Here is a 16,494-nt window from a genome sequence, read left to right on the forward strand (position 1 = left end):
TCTGTAACTCTGCGCCATTTTGGTTGAAGTGAACGATTCTAAATCGATCTTCAATTTTTCGTCTGTTGTGAATTTTTCAGGCATAATCACCATCGACTTTCTAGATAGAGTGCAGTATTTTTGCAAAATCTTTTTTTAAATCTCTCCTCAATAATCTTTTTTTGAAGTTATTCAGCTGACATCCCTTTTAAAGTTTTATTTTAAATTACGTGCCCATGGCCTAGAGGAGGGATAAAGCATCTTCTATGATCGACTCTATCGTAGAGGTGAACTTTGACAACAAAAATTCCTTCTGGGAATAGGTCCTGAAGGAGAGATGCTAAGGCACTCTTGAACGTACATTGAACACTTACATAAAGCCCTAGAACGCATACCTCTTTTTCCTCAGCATGCCTAGGGCCACCCTCGGCGACCACGAAAAACTAATAGAAGCTTGCAAAGGCTACATCTTCCTGCACTACCGGTTGATCACAGAAGTATTGTTCAAAGAAGGCTTAAGATACATCGATATGATTCGTTTGTCTGTGGATGACTTCTACACCGATGCGGAAAAAATAATAGTGTGTACTTGGAAGAATGAGAAATATCGCGAAGTCCCGATAGTTCCTAGCGTTAAAGAGGTCTATTTGAAGTATCTCCCGTTTTAGACATATCTTAGTCGATAAGTCGAACAGGAATACGAAGGCATTGTTCAATAATCAGTACGGAGATCCCTTGATAGAGGAAGGTGAGCCTGAATACCATTTTCACCTCATAGAGCGAGAAGGTTATGCGGACGGTATTTATGGGAGAATGGGTTAAAGTCCGAACTGATACGTCGATTACTCTGCCATACGAGCATAGGCACGACGATGATCTATATAAAGCCGGAAGTCGCGGGTGCACCCTCGAAAGTACAGAAGTACGTGAAGAAGTTTTATTTTGTGAGGTCCCTGGACATGCGACTTCTCAGTTAGAAAGGTCTCAGTCTGCGTCCGATAGTACGCCCCGGACGGTGGTCGCTTACGAGCGTAACCGAATCCTTAATATTCTTCTATGGCATGGCTACTCGTGGGAACGAAAAAGTATGAGGACTTTGAAAAGAATGAAAGGGTCAATCGCTGGTATCTCAACGTAAGGGCCAGATCTCCCATCAGCGCCGATATCTGGAGAAGGTCCCTGCTCCGATATTGCACTATCAACAATACTACACCGGAGGGATTGCTTGACATGGCCCAGAAAGGAACCCTTAAGGACAACTTCCAGGACTTCACCATCCGAATGATTGCAGAGGGGAGAAGGGGTGCATATCTTGCCAAGGTAAAGGAAATACTTCACTCATGGATCCGCTTCAATGATATCGACTACAAGATCAGGATAAACATTCCGAATGAGCGCCTCAATGAAACCACGATGGACGAACGGGTCCCAACAAAAGAAGAACTGTCAAAGATCCTGAGAATGGGGACAGTGAGGTCAAGGGTTTCTGTTTCACTCATGGCGTTCTCGGGACTGAGGCCGGAAGTATTAGGAAATTATGAAGGGACGGACGGCCTCACTCTTGGGGATATTGAGGACCTGGACATAGACACGCTGACATTCAAGAATGTGCCGGCAAAGATCAACGTCCGCAACGGCCTGAGCAAGACAAGGCTAAAGTACTTCACATTCCTGGGGCAGGAAGGTTGCGGCTACCTGAAAGACTACCTGGATCACAGGAAGGCATCCGGTGAGATCCTGAAAAAAGAATCTGCGTTGCTTGCTCCGGACCCGGGGAATGTGCAGACTGCGCATGGCTTCCTGAGAACGGCCCTAATAGCGCGAGAAATAAGGAAGGCCATAAGGAATTCGAACTTATCAATGCGCCCCTATGTCCTTAGGGTCTATTTTGCAACTGCTCTTGATATTGCTGAATCCAAGGGATCTATCTCGCATCCCTGGCGCCAGTACATCATGGGGCACAAGGGCGACATCGAGGCCACGTATTCCACGAATAAGCGCCTGTTGCCCGAAACAATAGAAGGAATGAGATCGGCGTACCTGAAATGTACTAAGTTCTTTGAGACCGAGGAAAAGGGCATAAAAGAAGAAGACTACCAGAAGATGCTCAGGGATTCCGCCATTGACACATTAACGGGGGCATTCGGCATTACACTGACGGACGATCAGAAAGAGGAGCTGAGGAACCTTGACACTGCCGAATATCAGAAAAGGCTCGGAGAGATATTCAAGGACAGGAAGGCGGACCTCCTGAACAACGGCAATTCTCAAAAAGTGATCCCTTTCAAGGACGTGGAAAAATACATCGAACAGGGGTGGGAATACGTGAGGGATTTCCCGGGCAATAAAGCAATTGTGAGGCTGCCCTCTTGATTTAGTCAAGGGGTATTCCAATTTTAATCGTCCAAAGCGTCCAGCATTGAATGGAGAAGGCGAAAAATCCGATGCGCAGAGCGAAAATGAGGAAAATAAAAAAACAGGGGTAGCAAGGAGGTGTGGGAAGATTTCACCTGCGCTTGTTCCAGCCTCTAGCCTTGAGTCCATTTTCGTGGTCTATCTCCCGAAGTCTTGGGCCTTCAGGGCCTCTGTACTTCGCCTTCATATCTGCAGATATCCTTTCCCTGGACTCTTCAGGTATCTTGAAGCCTTCCGCCATGGTTCACCTCCTGATTCTATATAGACAACGAGCTACATAAATATTTTCGTGAGGCTCATTTTTTTCACTGCAGCCATCCTGGAGTGTATTGATCGTCGTCATCTACGTCTTCGATGTCATCTTCATCTTCATCCTGAGGGGGTGCTGTGTGAGCCCCGCTGATAGCCCCGTGTTGCTGTGGCTTCGCTTCTACAGAATTCCACGTAAACCGGTAACGCTCAAAGATCCGACGTATCAGCTGTTTACCGTGCTCATCGAAAGCGAAACTGTTGAGTATCGCCTTTTGAATTCTTTCGGTGCTTATTGCGATGGCGGATAAGACGGATTCCTTCACTCTTGCCCGAATTGTTTCCTCCATTGTGGCTAGTTCTTTTTCCAGCCGTTCCTTATACGCCAGGTCGCTGGCCTTCACGAAGGCATCCATTTCGAGTGCGAGCTTGTCATTGGCTTCGGCTTGGAGTATTTCACTCATTCTCTTGCCTTTCTCAAGGGCGTCTTTGACTATCTCCGGATATGTCATGCCACTCTTCTTGTAGTGGTCCAGAAACTCCTTAAAATCATTGCTGAGCAGGATTGATAATGTAACGTGCTTCTCACGGTATCTGTAGTAAGCCGGCGGGTACTTCTTTGTTTTATCGACCTTATCACTTCTCATTAGTGCTATATAATTCTGAAGTGGATATATAGTTTTGCATGCCTGCTATATTACACTATATTCTTATTTTATGCTCGCCATATAATTGGCGATATGCTTGATTCGTGCAACTAACGAAAATTGGCAAAAATGGCAAAACGGCTATTTCACTGGGTCTGTGTTAGAAAAACGAAATTTTCTCGGCAAAAATATAGGGGTTTTTCAGGGACTCAGGCATGCAAAATGTAAAACACGGTCTCTGTGTTGTAACTCTAAGCTTCTGCCTTTTTGTCATCTGCTGCCCCTATAGACAAACCATATTCCCTCTTTCCTGTACCCGAGATGGCCCAGGATGTAGCCTAATCTCATATACCGATCGTGATTAGGCACCATTTCAGCCGTCCTGATCCTGTCTCTCAGGATCACCAGTGGATAGGTCGCCTTCAAGAGTTGCATTAGATTATTTCGTTCGTCTTCATTCAGATGTTCAAGATCGTGCTGCTGAAGGAATATATCGATTGCGTCAGTGTTCAATTTCTCACACCTCCGTGTATGTCAGGTCAATTGGTTGACCTGGCTCTGTTAGAACGTATTTTGGTTCTATTTGCTCAATTTTACTGGGGTTTGAAAGTATGGCAATTCAGGATGTAAGATAATGGTTAACTTAAAGTCTCTTTGTAGAATGGATGCCGCATTGAAACTTGAAAAGGAGTTAAACGAAGAAGTCAATTCATGAAGGGAATCAGTAGAATTCATGAAAATGGCAGCTACTGATACATGCGAACTTCTTAACTTCTGGGACGCTAAAGGAATATTTGCAAAAGAGAAGGAATTCAATTTCCGTCAAGGGCAACGGCAAACCCCTGAATACTCTCCATATGGGGCCTAAAGGCTACTATTGTTGAGGCCAGAAAGCGTTCATGACCTTGTTTCAAAACACGTATGTTTTCACCTTAGCACGCATAGTGATTTTTGTTTCTTGAAATACGCCATCGCCAATCCATGACTTTCCTAAAAAAGTCAAAGAAAGGCGCTTTAGTATATTTCCAGCCATTCCGGTAAACTTTGTGTATTTGCCTAGTTTTTTAATGATCAAGTTAGTTAAACAGGTCTAATGGCCTTGACAGACAGGAAATGAAGTTTAAAACCAATAGTAAGTACCAGAAGAGATCTGATTTTAACGGATCCTCTAGAGCTATCTTGATAAATTCATCAAAAATCCACAACAGTATGAGAATAATGCTGAATTTATGAATATATGCCGTGGGCCGGCATTTACTCATAGGTTTAATGCCTGACAATTTTTATATACTTCCTTGGGACACAATTCCATGGATCAGGAGACAACGAACAAGGAGATAGGGAGGCTGGAAAATTCAGATATTCCCAGGGTGGTCAAGGACAAGATACGTGAGTTTGTAGATGACATACTACTTTCGGGCCTTTCACTGAACCGGCAGTATTTCTACGCAATCCGGCTGAGGCAGATAGCTTCGCTGATCCCTGATAAATTTCTTAACCCGTCAACTGCGGACATAAAGAGAGTCATGTCCACACTCATGTCGGGGAAGATCGGCAGGAGAATCAAGGGGAAAAACCACAGTAGTGTTTATTCTGACTGGTAAATCGAAAACTATAAGTCCACCCTGAAGAAGTTCTACGGCTGGCACCTCAAGGAGCAGAATCCGGAATGCGTTGCCTGGATAAGGCCAAACAATCACCCAAACAGAGATGTGAAACCGGACAACATGATAACTGAAACCGAGATGCAACGAATACTTACCGTATTGAAGAATCCAAGGGATCGGGCCTTTATTTCATCCCTGTATGATTCGGGGTGCAGGATTGAAGAACTGATCACACTAAAGAACAGGGACATATCTTTTGACCAGTACGGGTCATACTTTCAGTTACGGGAAAGACTTGTTACCGAAAGGTCAGGATTGTGGGCAGTTCAATTGCCATGCCCGTGTTCTTAACCCTGCTTGAGGGCATAAGAAATAATCCCGGAAGGCTGTGGAAATGCCGAATTCCTTTTCTAAATTAGTTGTGAATAAAATTAATGGTTAGCAGTATAGATGTGGGAATTCTGGAATAAAGGAGTGGTTAGGATACTATTTGTGTGTAACATCTTCAAGGATCAGCCATGCAAAGAGTTTCTATCTCGATAACCTTAATAACTTTCAAAGGCTTGTCTTTTGATTTCTTATGAAGTGCCCACTGTGTAATGCAGAAATGGACCAGAAACTTTTGAATGAATGGAATTATGGTAAGTTTAGGGTCTTCAGATACGAACGTCCTGAGTGTAAGGAGAAATTCAAGTACTACGTTTCAAATGATGGCAAGACTTTCACTATTCCCAAGGTTGAGTGAGTATGGCTGTTAAAAATTTGTTTGGAGTGGACTTTTGGGTCAACCAATTCAGGGAGCTTGGTTACCCAGTGAAACAGCAAGAGTTTCCGTTAAGCCTGTTAAAAGAACAGAAGATTATACCTCCTAAGACCACTCCTAAGAAGGTACTGAGGCTCTTCAACAATGACCTGTTAGACATTGTAGTAATAGAAGTAAATAATGATGAATTTTCCCGCGGGAGATGTGTTAGTATCGCAAGGTCATGGAAAAGAAACAATCTGCTCAGTCCAGTAATAGTTCTAACGAATTCTTCTGAATCTTATGTGTGTATAATACCCGGAGTAGGATATAACTCAGAGGCAAAAATTCTGTATCTTTCTGACGAACTGTATCATACTGACAAGATCGTGCTCAAGTCAATGAAGTATGTGGAAAACAATGTGGAATTATTGAAGCTGTATAACAGCGAATTTTTCCCATACCAGAAGGTCAGGGACGATTTCTTCTATCAATACAGAGACTTGTTTCAGGAGCTGTCGGACAAACTCACCCCATACTTGGAAGATCACACAAGATCGTTTGCTCAGAAGTTCTTGGGAAGGCTGATGTTCCTTTACTTCCTTCAGAAGAAGGGATGGCTCAAAGGAAACAAGAGGTTTGTCGATAACATTAAAGATTACTGGGAATTGAGCAACCTTTACTATAACGGTCTGAACACGGGGAAAATCGAGGGAATACCTTTCCTGAATGGCTCGCTCTTCGACAGGGAGGACTATCTGACAAGAGATAAGGAAGAGGAAATATCAGAAATATTGAACGAGGCTTTTCTGCGGGCCCGAAAATTCTTTGACGATTATAATTTCACTGTAGACGAAAGCGCTCCACTAGAAGTTGAGGTAAGCATAGATCCTGCGCTGATCGGAACCGTTTTTGAGAACCTTCTTCTGGAGAAGGAACGCGGGGAGAAGGGGACGTTCTACACTCCAAAGGATGAGATATCCTTCATCTGCAGGCGGGCTCTGGTTCGATATCTAGGGCTTCAGGACAGATATACTCCAGACAGCAGGAGCTTGCAGGATGGCATCGATCTGTACCTGGATGAACTGAGAAAGAGCAAGAAGTTAGACGAAATCAGGAACCTGAAAGAGCGGCTTCTTAAGGTGAGGGTTGTCGACCCTGCAGTTGGATCTGGAGGATTTCTGGTTGTGATGATGCAGGAAATCGTATCCATTGTCACAGAGGCTGATTCAATTGCAGGATGGATATCAGATCCGTATGAATACAAGAAGACTATATATGGAAATATTTACGGCTTTGACATAGAACCAGAAGCCGTTGAGATCGCCAGACTAAGGATGTGGCTATCCATGATTATTGACCTGGAAGTCCCGGTACCGTTGCCCAACCTTGATTTCAAGATCGTAGATATTCCGGATTCCCTTGAGCTTCAGAGTGTTCAGAAGAAGATAACACCAGAGATTGAGGAAGAAAGGGACCACGTCGAAAAACTGATTGAACAGTATTCCAACGAACACGATCATGAGAACAAGAAGTCCCTGAAAAAGCGCATAGAATCTCACACCGAGAATCTGAGAAAATACGGCCTGAATCCCGAGGTAATTGAGAGATACATGGTGAATCCCGCAGACATTGTTGTTATGAACCCTCCATACGTGAGGCAAGAATCAATTAAGCAGGAAAGGAAGAAATATTATGTTAGTACATACAAGTTAGACAAGAAATCAGACCTATACGTTTATTTTTTCATGAGGTCACTATGGTTACTAAAGCCAAATGGCTATGTGTCAGCAATAACATCTGACAAGTGGCTGGAAACCTCCTATGGTAAGAAACTCCAGGATTTCCTGAAGAGCAGGCTAATCGCCATCTACGGACAAAAGAACCGATCCTTTATGGCAGATATAAACACTGTCATATCGCTCTACGGCAACGACATGCAGAATGGACCAGTAGATTTCATCTACTTAGAGAGCTATGCTTCCAAGAGCGTTGTCAGGAGGGTTTCCATGGAGAGATCAGATCTTAAGCCAGGCAAGTGGTTCTACTTGCGTTCCCCTGAAATCTTCCTCAGAGAAATAATGCCGAAGCTAAACCACAAGCTTGGAGATTTCGCAGAGGTTAAACGTGGATTCACTACTGGCGCCAACGAATTCTTCTACATGAGAGATGTTTCCTCTCAATATGAGACAGATTATTTAGCTAATCCAAAGAAGTTTGAGGAATGGGGCGTAAGTGCGAAAAACGAGAAAGAACTTAAGGAACAAGGTCTCGTTTATATTGAGAATGAGGGTGGAGAGAGATTTGTAATAAACAGATCGGATACAAAGCCACTGGTTAGAACGACAAAGGATCTAAAGGGATACATAATTGACAAACCTGAAAGATTGTGTTTGTACACCAAAACTCCTGGAATTATGACCAAAAAGTACATTGAATGGGGAAGAAAACAACCTGTAAACATCAGGGGCCGAAAAGAACCCGTCATAGGCTATAACAACGTGCCATCAGTATCCGGAAGGAAAAACTGGTATTCTCTTAACGATCTTGAGCCTGCAAATATAATCTTGCCGATGTACGTAATGGATAGATTCTTCATCCCATGGTCTAAAGAACCAGTTGTCTGTGACAACACTTTCTATACGTTAAAGCCTAACGTAAGAGGGATAATAACATTTCTTAATTCCACCATATTTTACACAGCAATGGAATTATACCTGAGAAGGCTCGGTGGCGGTGTCGGTGAGGTCAAAGTGAATGATTATGAACAGATGCCTGTGCCGGATTTAAGCAAACTGGACTTAAGCAAGATTGACGTTTCATTGAATAGGGACGTAAAAAGATATTTCGAAGAGATTGGAACCGATGACAGGAAAAAACTGGACTCGGAAATACTGAATTTACTGGGTGTGAGTGATTTTCCAATAGATGAATTTTACAAAGAATTTATTGATCTTGTTGATGACCGTCTTATCAAGGCTGATAGAGGGCTGAAATCCCAGGAGGAGGACCATGACCAAGATAATTGACAACTCAAAGCAGAATTTGGCAGGCGTCCTTAGGCGCGAGATGAGCCATGTTGAGGAACTTGCCATAGCTTCGGCATACTTCAATCTTGAAGGGTACAGGAATATCCAGGAAGGATTGAAAAATAAGCCCCTAAAGCTACTTCTAGGTAGAGAGCCTTCTGAAAGCATAAAGTTTGAGGAGGAGGCCATAAAGAACCTTGAAAGTTATGACGAAGATTTCTATTCTGAGCAGAAAGACGTTTTTGCCAGTGAAGTTTTGAACAATGAGGACGATGTCAGCTACTTCTCAGCCTTGCACAATGCCGTTGAATTTTTCAAGAGGCCAGAAGTTGAGATAAGAAGGGTTAAGGGGAGGTTCTTCCACGGTAAGGCCTACATGGGCGCACGCACATCATTTTCTAATATGGTTAGTGGCTTTGCAATTGTTGGCTCAAGCAATTTTACAGGCGGCGGACTTTCGGGAAACAGGGAACTAAACATGCTGACAACAGACAGGGAAGGTGTGACTGAGCTCATAAAATGGTTTCTGGAACTTTGGAAGGAAGACCGTTCTGTTGATTTCAAAAATGAGTTCCTCCAGTTGCTTGAAAACTATGTCACAACACACAGTCCTTACGAGGTCCTGGCAAAAGCCCTTTACGAGGTATATGGCCCGCAGCTTGATGAAGCAAGAACAAACGGCCTCATGAAGACCCTGTTTCCTCATCAGGTCCTATCAACAATACAGGCATCAAGAATCCTCAAGACATACAACGGCGTAGTCATAGCTGATTCCACTGGGTTGGGCAAAACCAGGGTAGCAATTAACCTGGCTGTAATGGCGATAAACGACGGAAGGAATCCTCTCCTGATTGCGCCGAAGAGCGCTCTTGAAACAACATGGAAGGATGAGATGGACAAGACGCATGTCCATATCGATTCAAAAAGGTCTGAATACCTCTCACAACACCCGGATGAGGCAATAAAGGAAATTCAGGGTAAAGATTTCATAATAGTGGATGAGGCACATTATTTCAAGTCACCAGGGTCAAACAGATATAGTGTACTACGAGATCTTATGGCTGCAGGCCAAAAACAAATTGTTCTCCTAACTGCCACGCCAATCAACAACAGTCTTATGGATCTATATTCACTCCTGTCCCTCTATCTCAGGGATGATTCGATATCAGATATCAGCCCTTCTCTCAAGGGTTACTTTTCAATGCAGCAAAAGCTCTGGAGAAATGATGAACCTGTAGATATTGACGCAATACTGAGAAGATTTGTGGTTAGGACGTCTAGGGAACTTGCCAAAGTGCTAAGCGAGTCAAAATTGCATTTTCCAGTGAGGAAGCTGGATACTGACCCGGCAAATCGATATGCAACCGGAGTGGACTACGAAAAGATCGATGCGGAGTTTGACCGGTTGAGTTTCATCTACTATGAATATGCAATCGACAAACTGGGAAAAGTGCTGAGGCTCCCTGATGGTACCCCCATAGCTTCAGGGGTGCAAGACAAGAAGAGGAAATTCCTGAAGGACCTTGTTAAGATTCTGATGAGGATAAATTTTTTCAAACGCCTTGAGAGCAGTATCCAGGCATTCAGGAAAACCATGGAAACCTTACTAAATTATATAGAAAAGAGTATGGATTATGCAACACGTGAGGGTTATTTTATCCCGCCAAAGATGAGAGGGGTACTCACCGATATGTATGAGGATGATGAGGAGTGGGTTCCCCCTTCTCCAGATGAACTATTCTCTGGAAAGAATAGGGAAGTGCTGAAAAGATGCAAACTAAGCGGGGAGGAGAGGGAGGATTATGCTAAAAAATGTGAAATGGATATAAATGTTATCAAGGAGATACTTGGTCAGTTACCAGAAACAGATACAAAGCTGTCCCAGGTCATAGACAGAATCCAGCGGATTGAGCTGTCCGGAAAAAATGGCGTCATCCTGTTTACCCAGTACTTTGCCACTGCTGAGTATGTTTACAATCACATGAAGGAAAGAATAAAAGACAGGGTAATGCTGGCCACCGGATCCGTCTGTAGAGATAGATTCGGTGTTTCAAAAAGAGACAAGACTCCAGTTATAAGGGACTTCATGAAAAATGGCGGGATTCTGATAAGCACTGATGTTCTTAGTGAAAGCCAGAATCTTCAGAATGCACAGTATATCGTGAATTACGATTTCCCGTGGAACCCTGTGGTTCTGATTCAAAGAGCTGGTAGGATCGACAGGATAGGATCGGATTACGATGAAATTTTCATTATAAATGTGATGCCCATTAATGGAGATGAGGGTGATCCAAAGAGTCTGGCGCATTTTCTCAGCGTTATGAAGAAACTGTACAAGAGGATTGATCTCATCAGTGGTACCATAGGAATAGATTCAACAACTCTTGGAGAAGAGGCCTCTCCGAAAGATTTTGGAATACAGGAAGCCATTGCCAGAAACGATCCAAAGATACTCGATATACTTAAAGAAAAAATTCAACAGTTCTCAAAGGATCCTATTGAAACCCTTGCAGATATAATAAACAAGAAAACAGAGAAATGGCTGAGAGATTTGCCAATTGGAATAGGCGCCTATAAGCATTCAGACAGGGATGGGCTCTTCATTCTATTTCGCAACGGTGACGATTATCACTGGGTGCTAAAGTTTTTTGACGGGAATAAGGAAATCGTGCAAAATCCAAATGAGATTATAAGCAAATTACTCGAAGGCGAAACGGAAAACAGGGGGGAAACCATTGAATACAAGGCACTCATGGGGAATTTCAAGGAGCTCAAGTTCTGGCTGAAGAATAAACTTGAAGAAGAGCAGAAGATCCAAGAAGTACAACAGGGTAGAAAGGTCAGGGCATCAAAACAGGAGCAGGAAATATCTGCTGCACTTCAGAGCATGGGTGATGAGGGGATCTCTCTTTCAGCCAAGTTTAATGCCGCACGTGCTAAACAGACCGTGGTAACCACACTTTACAATGCTATGAAGCGTGGAGGCCTTCTGGAAAAAGCCCGTGAAGTGCTTAACGCCTACGAAAGTACTGGCAAAGAAGATATAAACGAACCCGCAGATTTAGAAATAGACCTAAGGAGAGTGTGCTGGTGCCTCCTGAAGAAGGATATGTAACCTATCAACCGATACAATATGCTGAGCCTGTTCGTTACCTTTGCATCTTTTCTAAAGATTCATATTTGTTGCATTGAAATCTACAGGCAATATTATCTCGGAAAAGGCGCAAAGGTATTGTCTTCAATAGTTCTTATGAAATACTGACAATCTTGTAAAAACTTCAACCATTCATTAATGTCAGAATGTTTTTTGATAATCTCAGGTTTTGAGTGCATAACTTCATTTCGCATATTCTTTATAAACTCAATTCTGGAATCTTCGAGGTTGACGAATTTCTCAAAATGTGCTTTCTCGTTGGCATCCAGATTGGGCTTCATGATTTCTCTGAACAAAATCAGTTCCTCATCAAAGTCGAGTTCGTCAAACAAGTCAGTTTCTGTCTGTGATCTCTTCTTATTTTCGAATCGACCCTCGGCCCGATCAATTTTTATGTCTGCTCCAGGAGATTTTTTCAAATCGGTTAAGAATTTTTCACCAAAATCCAGTTTGTAAGGATTTTTAAACCTTACAAAATTTCGTATTGCTATTTCACAAAAAGCAATTTGTGTATGGATACCTATTGAAGCCAATGGGTTGTTTAGGTCCGAGTAATGCACAATTCGATTTATGCTATTCCCATTAAGAATGAAGAAGAAATCTCTCTCAGAGAAAAAAAATAACTAAGGGTTTCAAAAATACCGGTTGGCTCAGAGAGTATGTATTCAGGCGTAACCTAGATTTCTTTATCATAATTTGTATCATAAAAGTTATCGATTTCCCCCTTCTTTTTAATTGGAACCCTGTCGAAACCTCTGCTTGCATGAACCTTCATTGCTTCATCAAGGGTTTCGGCCGTTACTAGTATTATGTTTCCATATCAGAAGATCATTGACGCAATGAAGAAGGCTGAGAAATGTAAGGACAGGAAGATGGATGAACTGCAGGAAGAGAATAAAAAGCTGAAGGAGCAGCTTGATGAATATAAGAAGAGACATCCCCCAGAACATAGGCGAGAAGAACGGGAAGTCCTATGAGATCATGCCACCGCCTGCGGAAAAGTAGAAACCCGGACAGAAGAAGTGCCACAGAGTTTTCTTCTGAAAGTCACCTGACCGCATAGATCATATTGCCAGGATACCGTTGCACAGGTGCCCCATCTGCCCATCGAAACTGAGCCGAATTCAGGAGATACGTTAACGCATCATAGAGGATATACCTGTACCCAGGACAATAGTTAAGAGATACCTCATAGAGAGGAGATACTGCAAACACTGCAACATGATGGTTGAAACTCCCGTGGATGATGAACTTCCAAATGCCCGTCTGTCCATAAGGACAATGCTTGCTGTCATGTACCTAAAGATTGACATTAGGATGAGCGAGGAGAACGTATCCGCAACAATGAATGATATGTTCGGCATAACAATATCCGAGGGTGAGGTCTCCGACATCCTGAAATCACTAGCAGAGGCTTTCAGTGACAGATATGAGGAACTAATGAAAACAATACAGGAATCCACATACAGGCACATGGATTCCACATCACGGAGAAATGACGGAAGGAACGAAAACCTCTGAACATTTGTCACAAGGGGTGAAGCAACATTCCGTATTGACCGGTCAAATGGACATGATGTTCACCTTGAAATTCTGGGAAAACACAACGGCACTGACATCCATGACAGGCATTCAGCCTTTGAAACCCTGGAAAAGGAGACTGGCAACGATCAGCAGTACTACTGGTCTCATATCATATCGGATGCAAAGGAATTGAAGAAGTTCTATGGTGATGATGGGAACAGGATACTGAGATCACTGAGACGGTTCTATCATGAGGCAAAACAGGTTACATGGCAGTGGCACCATGGAAGATGTTGAGAATCTATACAACAAGCTTGTATTCCTCCTTGATTATGATTACGAACACACCAAATCCAGGAAGTTTGTTGACAACCTCCTCAAGCGCAGGAAGGAATGGTTATTCAGCTTCGTTGTTCACAAGGATGTTGAACCTACAAACAACAGGGCAGAAAGGGCACTTAAGCCTTCAGTCATATACACAAAGACAAATGGAGGAACAAGATCGGAAACAGGGGACAGGACATATGAAAAACTGACATCTGTTTCGTATACATCCAGACTCTGGAAAAGCAACATAGTCAAGGATGGACAACCGGAGATAAGGAAGTGGATGGGGAAAAAGTACATGAAAAAGATAGAGGGGAGGCTTGATAAATCAATGAAAAGGAGAGGTCAAGCTTCAGAAGACTAACCTCTTACTCACTACGAAATAGTTTTTATATAATTAAGTATTGCTATTTGTATGGTAGAAAACAATTTTCCAGAGGATTTCAAATTTGGTTGGTCACAGTCAGGTTTTCAATCGGAGATGGGCTATGATAACGCAATGGACGATAAAAGTGACTGGTATGTCTGGGTTCATGATAAAGAAAACATCCAATCAGGGCTTGTAAGCGGAGACATGCCCGAAAATGGTCCGGGTTACTGGAATAACTATAAATCATTCCATGAAGCTGCACAGAATATGGGATTAAAAATGGCAAGAATCGGAGTTGAATGGTCAAGATTATTCCCGGAACCTTTCCCGGAAAAAATAATGGCAGATGCAAAAAATAATTCCTTAGAAATAAACAATAACATTCTTTCAGAACTTGATAAATATGTCAATAAAGATGCACTCAACCATTACATTGAGATATTTAATGATATCAAAAATAGAAATATAGATTTAATAATTAATATGTACCACTGGCCACTTCCTGTATGGCTAAGCGATCCTGTATCTGTTAGAAAAGGAATAAAAACAGAAAGATCAGGCTGGCTGAATGACAGGATAGTTCAATTGTTTGCTTTATTCTCCTCGTATATAGTATATAAAATGGAAGATCTGGCAGTTGCATTTTCAACCATGAATGAACCTAATGTTGTTTATGGAAATGGTTTTATAAATATCAAATCAGGTTTTCCGCCTTCCTATCTCAGTTCAGAATTTGCATCTAAAGTTAAGAACAATATATTAAAAGCACATTCTCTTGCATACGATTCTATGAAAAAAATTACGGATAAACCTGTGGGAATAATTTATGCAAACACATATTTTACGCCTTTGGATCCGGAAAAAGATAATGATGCTATTGCTAAAGCAGACAGTGATGCGAAATGGTCATTTTTTGATCCATTAATAAAAGGAGATAAATCACTTGGAATTAATGGCAATAAACTAGATTGGATCGGAATTAATTATTATACAAGGACAATGTTAAGGAAAGACGGAGATGGCTATATTTCATTAAAAGGCTATGGTCATTCAGGTTCTCCTAATACTGTAACAAACGATAAAAGACCAACAAGTGATATAGGATGGGAATTCTATCCGGAGGGATTGGAATATGTAATTATGAATTACTGGAACAGGTATAAATTGCCTATGTACGTAACAGAAAATGGCATAGCCGATAATGGGGATTATCAGAGGCCTTATTATTTAGTTTCACACATTGCAAGTGTACTGAGGGCAATAAATAAAGGAGCCAATGTAAAGGGTTATTTGCACTGGTCCTTAGTTGATAATTATGAATGGGCATTGGGATTTAGCCCGAAATTTGGTTTAATAGGATACGATGAAAATAAAAAACTATACTGGAGGCCAAGTGCTCTTGTTTATAAGGAAATAGCAACAAAAAATTGCATATCCCCAGAATTAAAGCACCTCGATTCAATACCGCCTATAAATGGTTTAAGAAAATAAATTGTATAAATTTTGGTTCGTCCCACTTTCATGCGGGTAATTTTATTTAGTGATTAGATATTTTATTTCATGGATGAGTGCCAGCTATACTCTGTTCTGCTTGAACTGAAATTGCCATGGAAAGTGGGGAGAGTTTCTCTTGATTCCATGAAAAAGACTGTGGAGATATACATAACACATGAGAAGAGTTCAAAGCTTCTCTGCCCCATGTGCAGGAAGGAGTGCATGGTCTATGATCACCTCAGGGAGAGGGTGTGGAGGGATCTTGACAGCATTGAATTCATGAGCTTTGTTCATGCCAATCCCCAATCGCCCAAGGATATCCTGCCAGGAACATGGCGCCATAGAAGCCGTATTGCCATGGGCAGAGAAGACATCAAGGCTCACAGCGAGATTTGAAACACGATCCATAAGAATGCTACAGAACATGGACACATTCAACTTCACCGAGATCATGAAACTGTCCTAGAAACAGGCATGGAACATACTTGAACATGCTGTTAAAAGAGGAAGGGAGAGAAATAAGGGACATCCTTCCGTTATAGGCATAGATGAGAAATCTTACAGGAAAGGGCACAAATACATCATACTTGTCTATTACGTGAATAGAAACGATGTTGAGTATATAGCGTATGACAGGAAGAAGGAATCCTTGGATGAATATTACAGGACTCTTACAGGAGAAGACCTTTCAAACATAACAGCGGTATCAATAGACATGTGGGATCCGTTCATGTCATCCACAATGGAATATGTTCCGGATGCACAATCAAAGATAGTGTTTGATCTATTCCATGTAATGAAGCATGTGAATGAATCGGTTGATACAACAAGAAAACAGGTGAATAAGGAACTGCAGAAAAGTGGAATGACCGATCTGTAGGGAACGAGATACATATGGATCTATGCACATGAAAATCTCCCGGATTAATACAGGGAAAAGTACAATGAACTGAAGAG

Annotated in this window: 19 protein-coding genes; 15 read left to right on the top strand and 4 right to left on the bottom strand. The window is 42.1% G+C overall.

Annotated features, from left to right (window positions below):
• Positions 1 to 389 precede the first annotated feature (389 nt).
• The 3 genes from TVG_RS03560 to TVG_RS03565 all read left to right on the top strand — a co-directional run bounded on the left by TVG_RS03560 (position 390) and on the right by TVG_RS03565 (position 2,352).
• Positions 390 to 647: a tyrosine-type recombinase/integrase gene (locus TVG_RS03560; protein WP_048053950.1), complete on the top strand. Its 258-nt coding sequence runs from the start codon at positions 390 to 392 to the stop codon at positions 645 to 647.
• A gap of 90 nt (positions 648 to 737) precedes the next feature.
• Positions 738 to 956, top strand: coding sequence for a tyrosine-type recombinase/integrase (locus tag TVG_RS08955; RefSeq protein WP_083755831.1), 219 nt, complete (start codon positions 738 to 740; stop codon positions 954 to 956).
• Between the two features lie 94 nt (positions 957 to 1,050).
• Positions 1,051 to 2,352 (top strand): site-specific integrase, encoded by a 1,302-nt coding sequence (locus TVG_RS03565; protein ID WP_241760316.1) that lies wholly within the window; start codon positions 1,051 to 1,053, stop codon positions 2,350 to 2,352.
• Between the two features lie 133 nt (positions 2,353 to 2,485).
• On the opposite strand, the gene TVG_RS08465 is transcribed toward TVG_RS03565, so the two are convergent.
• The 3 genes from TVG_RS08465 to TVG_RS03575 all read right to left on the bottom strand — a co-directional run bounded on the left by TVG_RS08465 (position 2,486) and on the right by TVG_RS03575 (position 3,803).
• Complete coding sequence (locus tag TVG_RS08465) at positions 2,486 to 2,635, bottom strand: hypothetical protein (RefSeq protein ID WP_156769063.1); 150 nt, start codon at positions 2,633 to 2,635, stop codon at positions 2,486 to 2,488.
• A gap of 64 nt (positions 2,636 to 2,699) precedes the next feature.
• Positions 2,700 to 3,290, bottom strand: a complete 591-nt coding sequence (locus tag TVG_RS03570; protein WP_010916937.1) for a hypothetical protein — start codon at positions 3,288 to 3,290, stop codon at positions 2,700 to 2,702.
• A 270-nt stretch (positions 3,291 to 3,560) separates the two neighbouring features.
• Positions 3,561 to 3,803 carry a hypothetical protein gene (locus TVG_RS03575; protein ID WP_048053951.1) on the bottom strand — a complete coding sequence of 81 codons (243 nt, stop codon included), beginning with the start codon at positions 3,801 to 3,803 and terminating at the stop codon, positions 3,561 to 3,563.
• Between the two features lie 220 nt (positions 3,804 to 4,023).
• Between TVG_RS03575 and TVG_RS08885 the strand changes: the two genes are divergently transcribed.
• The 6 genes from TVG_RS08885 (at position 4,024) to TVG_RS03590 (ending at position 11,783) form a co-directional block, all read left to right on the top strand.
• A complete protein-coding gene (locus TVG_RS08885; protein WP_277770633.1) occupies positions 4,024 to 4,158 on the top strand; it encodes a hypothetical protein in 135 nt (44 codons plus the stop codon).
• Between the two features lie 442 nt (positions 4,159 to 4,600).
• On the top strand, positions 4,601 to 4,894 hold the full coding sequence (locus TVG_RS03580) for a hypothetical protein (RefSeq protein ID WP_048053952.1): 294 nt from the start codon (positions 4,601 to 4,603) through the stop codon (positions 4,892 to 4,894).
• Between the two features lie 123 nt (positions 4,895 to 5,017).
• Entirely contained in the window at positions 5,018 to 5,248 is a 231-nt protein-coding gene (locus TVG_RS08315; RefSeq protein ID WP_156769064.1) for a tyrosine-type recombinase/integrase, read from the top strand.
• A gap of 256 nt (positions 5,249 to 5,504) precedes the next feature.
• Positions 5,505 to 5,642: a hypothetical protein gene (locus tag TVG_RS08470; protein ID WP_156769065.1), complete on the top strand. Its 138-nt coding sequence runs from the start codon at positions 5,505 to 5,507 to the stop codon at positions 5,640 to 5,642.
• A gap of 2 nt (positions 5,643 to 5,644) precedes the next feature.
• Positions 5,645 to 8,668, top strand: coding sequence for a class I SAM-dependent DNA methyltransferase (locus tag TVG_RS03585; protein ID WP_010916939.1), 3,024 nt, complete (start codon positions 5,645 to 5,647; stop codon positions 8,666 to 8,668).
• Positions 8,652 to 11,783, top strand: coding sequence for a helicase-related protein (locus tag TVG_RS03590; protein WP_010916940.1), 3,132 nt, complete (start codon positions 8,652 to 8,654; stop codon positions 11,781 to 11,783). The genes TVG_RS03585 and TVG_RS03590 overlap by 17 nt, the downstream gene beginning before the upstream one ends.
• Before the next feature lie 92 nt (positions 11,784 to 11,875).
• On the opposite strand, the gene TVG_RS03595 is transcribed toward TVG_RS03590, so the two are convergent.
• The gene (locus TVG_RS03595; protein WP_048053953.1) at positions 11,876 to 12,355 is read right to left on the bottom strand and encodes a hypothetical protein; all 480 of its coding nucleotides are present in this window, start codon (positions 12,353 to 12,355) and stop codon (positions 11,876 to 11,878) included.
• A gap of 276 nt (positions 12,356 to 12,631) precedes the next feature.
• On the opposite strand from TVG_RS03595, the gene TVG_RS08475 reads away from it, so the two are divergent.
• From TVG_RS08475 to TVG_RS08890, 6 genes are all read left to right on the top strand, one after another.
• Positions 12,632 to 12,799: a hypothetical protein gene (locus TVG_RS08475; RefSeq protein WP_156769066.1), complete on the top strand. Its 168-nt coding sequence runs from the start codon at positions 12,632 to 12,634 to the stop codon at positions 12,797 to 12,799.
• A gap of 262 nt (positions 12,800 to 13,061) precedes the next feature.
• Positions 13,062 to 13,343: an IS66 family transposase gene (locus tag TVG_RS03600; RefSeq protein WP_162009533.1), complete on the top strand. Its 282-nt coding sequence runs from the start codon at positions 13,062 to 13,064 to the stop codon at positions 13,341 to 13,343.
• Positions 13,344 to 13,629: 286 nt separating this feature from the next.
• Positions 13,630 to 14,037 carry an IS66 family transposase gene (locus tag TVG_RS03605; RefSeq protein ID WP_162009534.1) on the top strand — a complete coding sequence of 136 codons (408 nt, stop codon included), beginning with the start codon at positions 13,630 to 13,632 and terminating at the stop codon, positions 14,035 to 14,037.
• Between the two features lie 51 nt (positions 14,038 to 14,088).
• The gene (gene bgaS / locus TVG_RS03610) at positions 14,089 to 15,534 is read left to right on the top strand and encodes a beta-galactosidase BgaS (RefSeq protein ID WP_010916943.1); all 1,446 of its coding nucleotides are present in this window, start codon (positions 14,089 to 14,091) and stop codon (positions 15,532 to 15,534) included.
• 69 nt (positions 15,535 to 15,603) lie between these two features.
• Positions 15,604 to 15,933, top strand: coding sequence for a hypothetical protein (locus TVG_RS03615; protein ID WP_010916944.1), 330 nt, complete (start codon positions 15,604 to 15,606; stop codon positions 15,931 to 15,933).
• Between the two features lie 148 nt (positions 15,934 to 16,081).
• Positions 16,082 to 16,417 carry a transposase gene (locus TVG_RS08890; protein WP_277770634.1) on the top strand — a complete coding sequence of 112 codons (336 nt, stop codon included), beginning with the start codon at positions 16,082 to 16,084 and terminating at the stop codon, positions 16,415 to 16,417.
• The last annotated feature ends 77 nt before the right edge of the window (positions 16,418 to 16,494 follow it).

The organism is Thermoplasma volcanium GSS1 (assembly GCF_000011185.1).
GTDB classification, from domain to species: domain Archaea; phylum Thermoplasmatota; class Thermoplasmata; order Thermoplasmatales; family Thermoplasmataceae; genus Thermoplasma; species Thermoplasma volcanium.

Bases quoted from the DNA above. Each gene is read 5' to 3' on its own strand.
- TVG_RS03560 (WP_048053950.1), top strand. From the start codon at position 390: ATGCCTAGGGCCACCCTCGGCGACCACGAAAAACTAATAGAAGCTTGC.
- TVG_RS08465 (WP_156769063.1), bottom strand. From the start codon at position 2,635: ATGGCGGAAGGCTTCAAGATACCTGAAGAGTCCAGGGAAAGGATATCT.
- TVG_RS03570 (WP_010916937.1), bottom strand. From the start codon at position 3,290: ATGAGAAGTGATAAGGTCGATAAAACAAAGAAGTACCCGCCGGCTTAC.
- TVG_RS08885 (WP_277770633.1), top strand. From the start codon at position 4,024: ATGAAAATGGCAGCTACTGATACATGCGAACTTCTTAACTTCTGGGAC.
- TVG_RS03580 (WP_048053952.1), top strand. From the start codon at position 4,601: ATGGATCAGGAGACAACGAACAAGGAGATAGGGAGGCTGGAAAATTCA.
- TVG_RS08315 (WP_156769064.1), top strand. From the start codon at position 5,018: ATGATAACTGAAACCGAGATGCAACGAATACTTACCGTATTGAAGAAT.
- TVG_RS08470 (WP_156769065.1), top strand. From the start codon at position 5,505: ATGGACCAGAAACTTTTGAATGAATGGAATTATGGTAAGTTTAGGGTC.
- TVG_RS03585 (WP_010916939.1), top strand. From the start codon at position 5,645: ATGGCTGTTAAAAATTTGTTTGGAGTGGACTTTTGGGTCAACCAATTC.
- TVG_RS03590 (WP_010916940.1), top strand. From the start codon at position 8,652: ATGACCAAGATAATTGACAACTCAAAGCAGAATTTGGCAGGCGTCCTT.
- TVG_RS08475 (WP_156769066.1), top strand. From the start codon at position 12,632: ATGTTTCCATATCAGAAGATCATTGACGCAATGAAGAAGGCTGAGAAA.
- TVG_RS03605 (WP_162009534.1), top strand. From the start codon at position 13,630: ATGGAAGATGTTGAGAATCTATACAACAAGCTTGTATTCCTCCTTGAT.
- bgaS (WP_010916943.1), top strand. From the start codon at position 14,089: ATGGTAGAAAACAATTTTCCAGAGGATTTCAAATTTGGTTGGTCACAG.
- TVG_RS03615 (WP_010916944.1), top strand. From the start codon at position 15,604: ATGGATGAGTGCCAGCTATACTCTGTTCTGCTTGAACTGAAATTGCCA.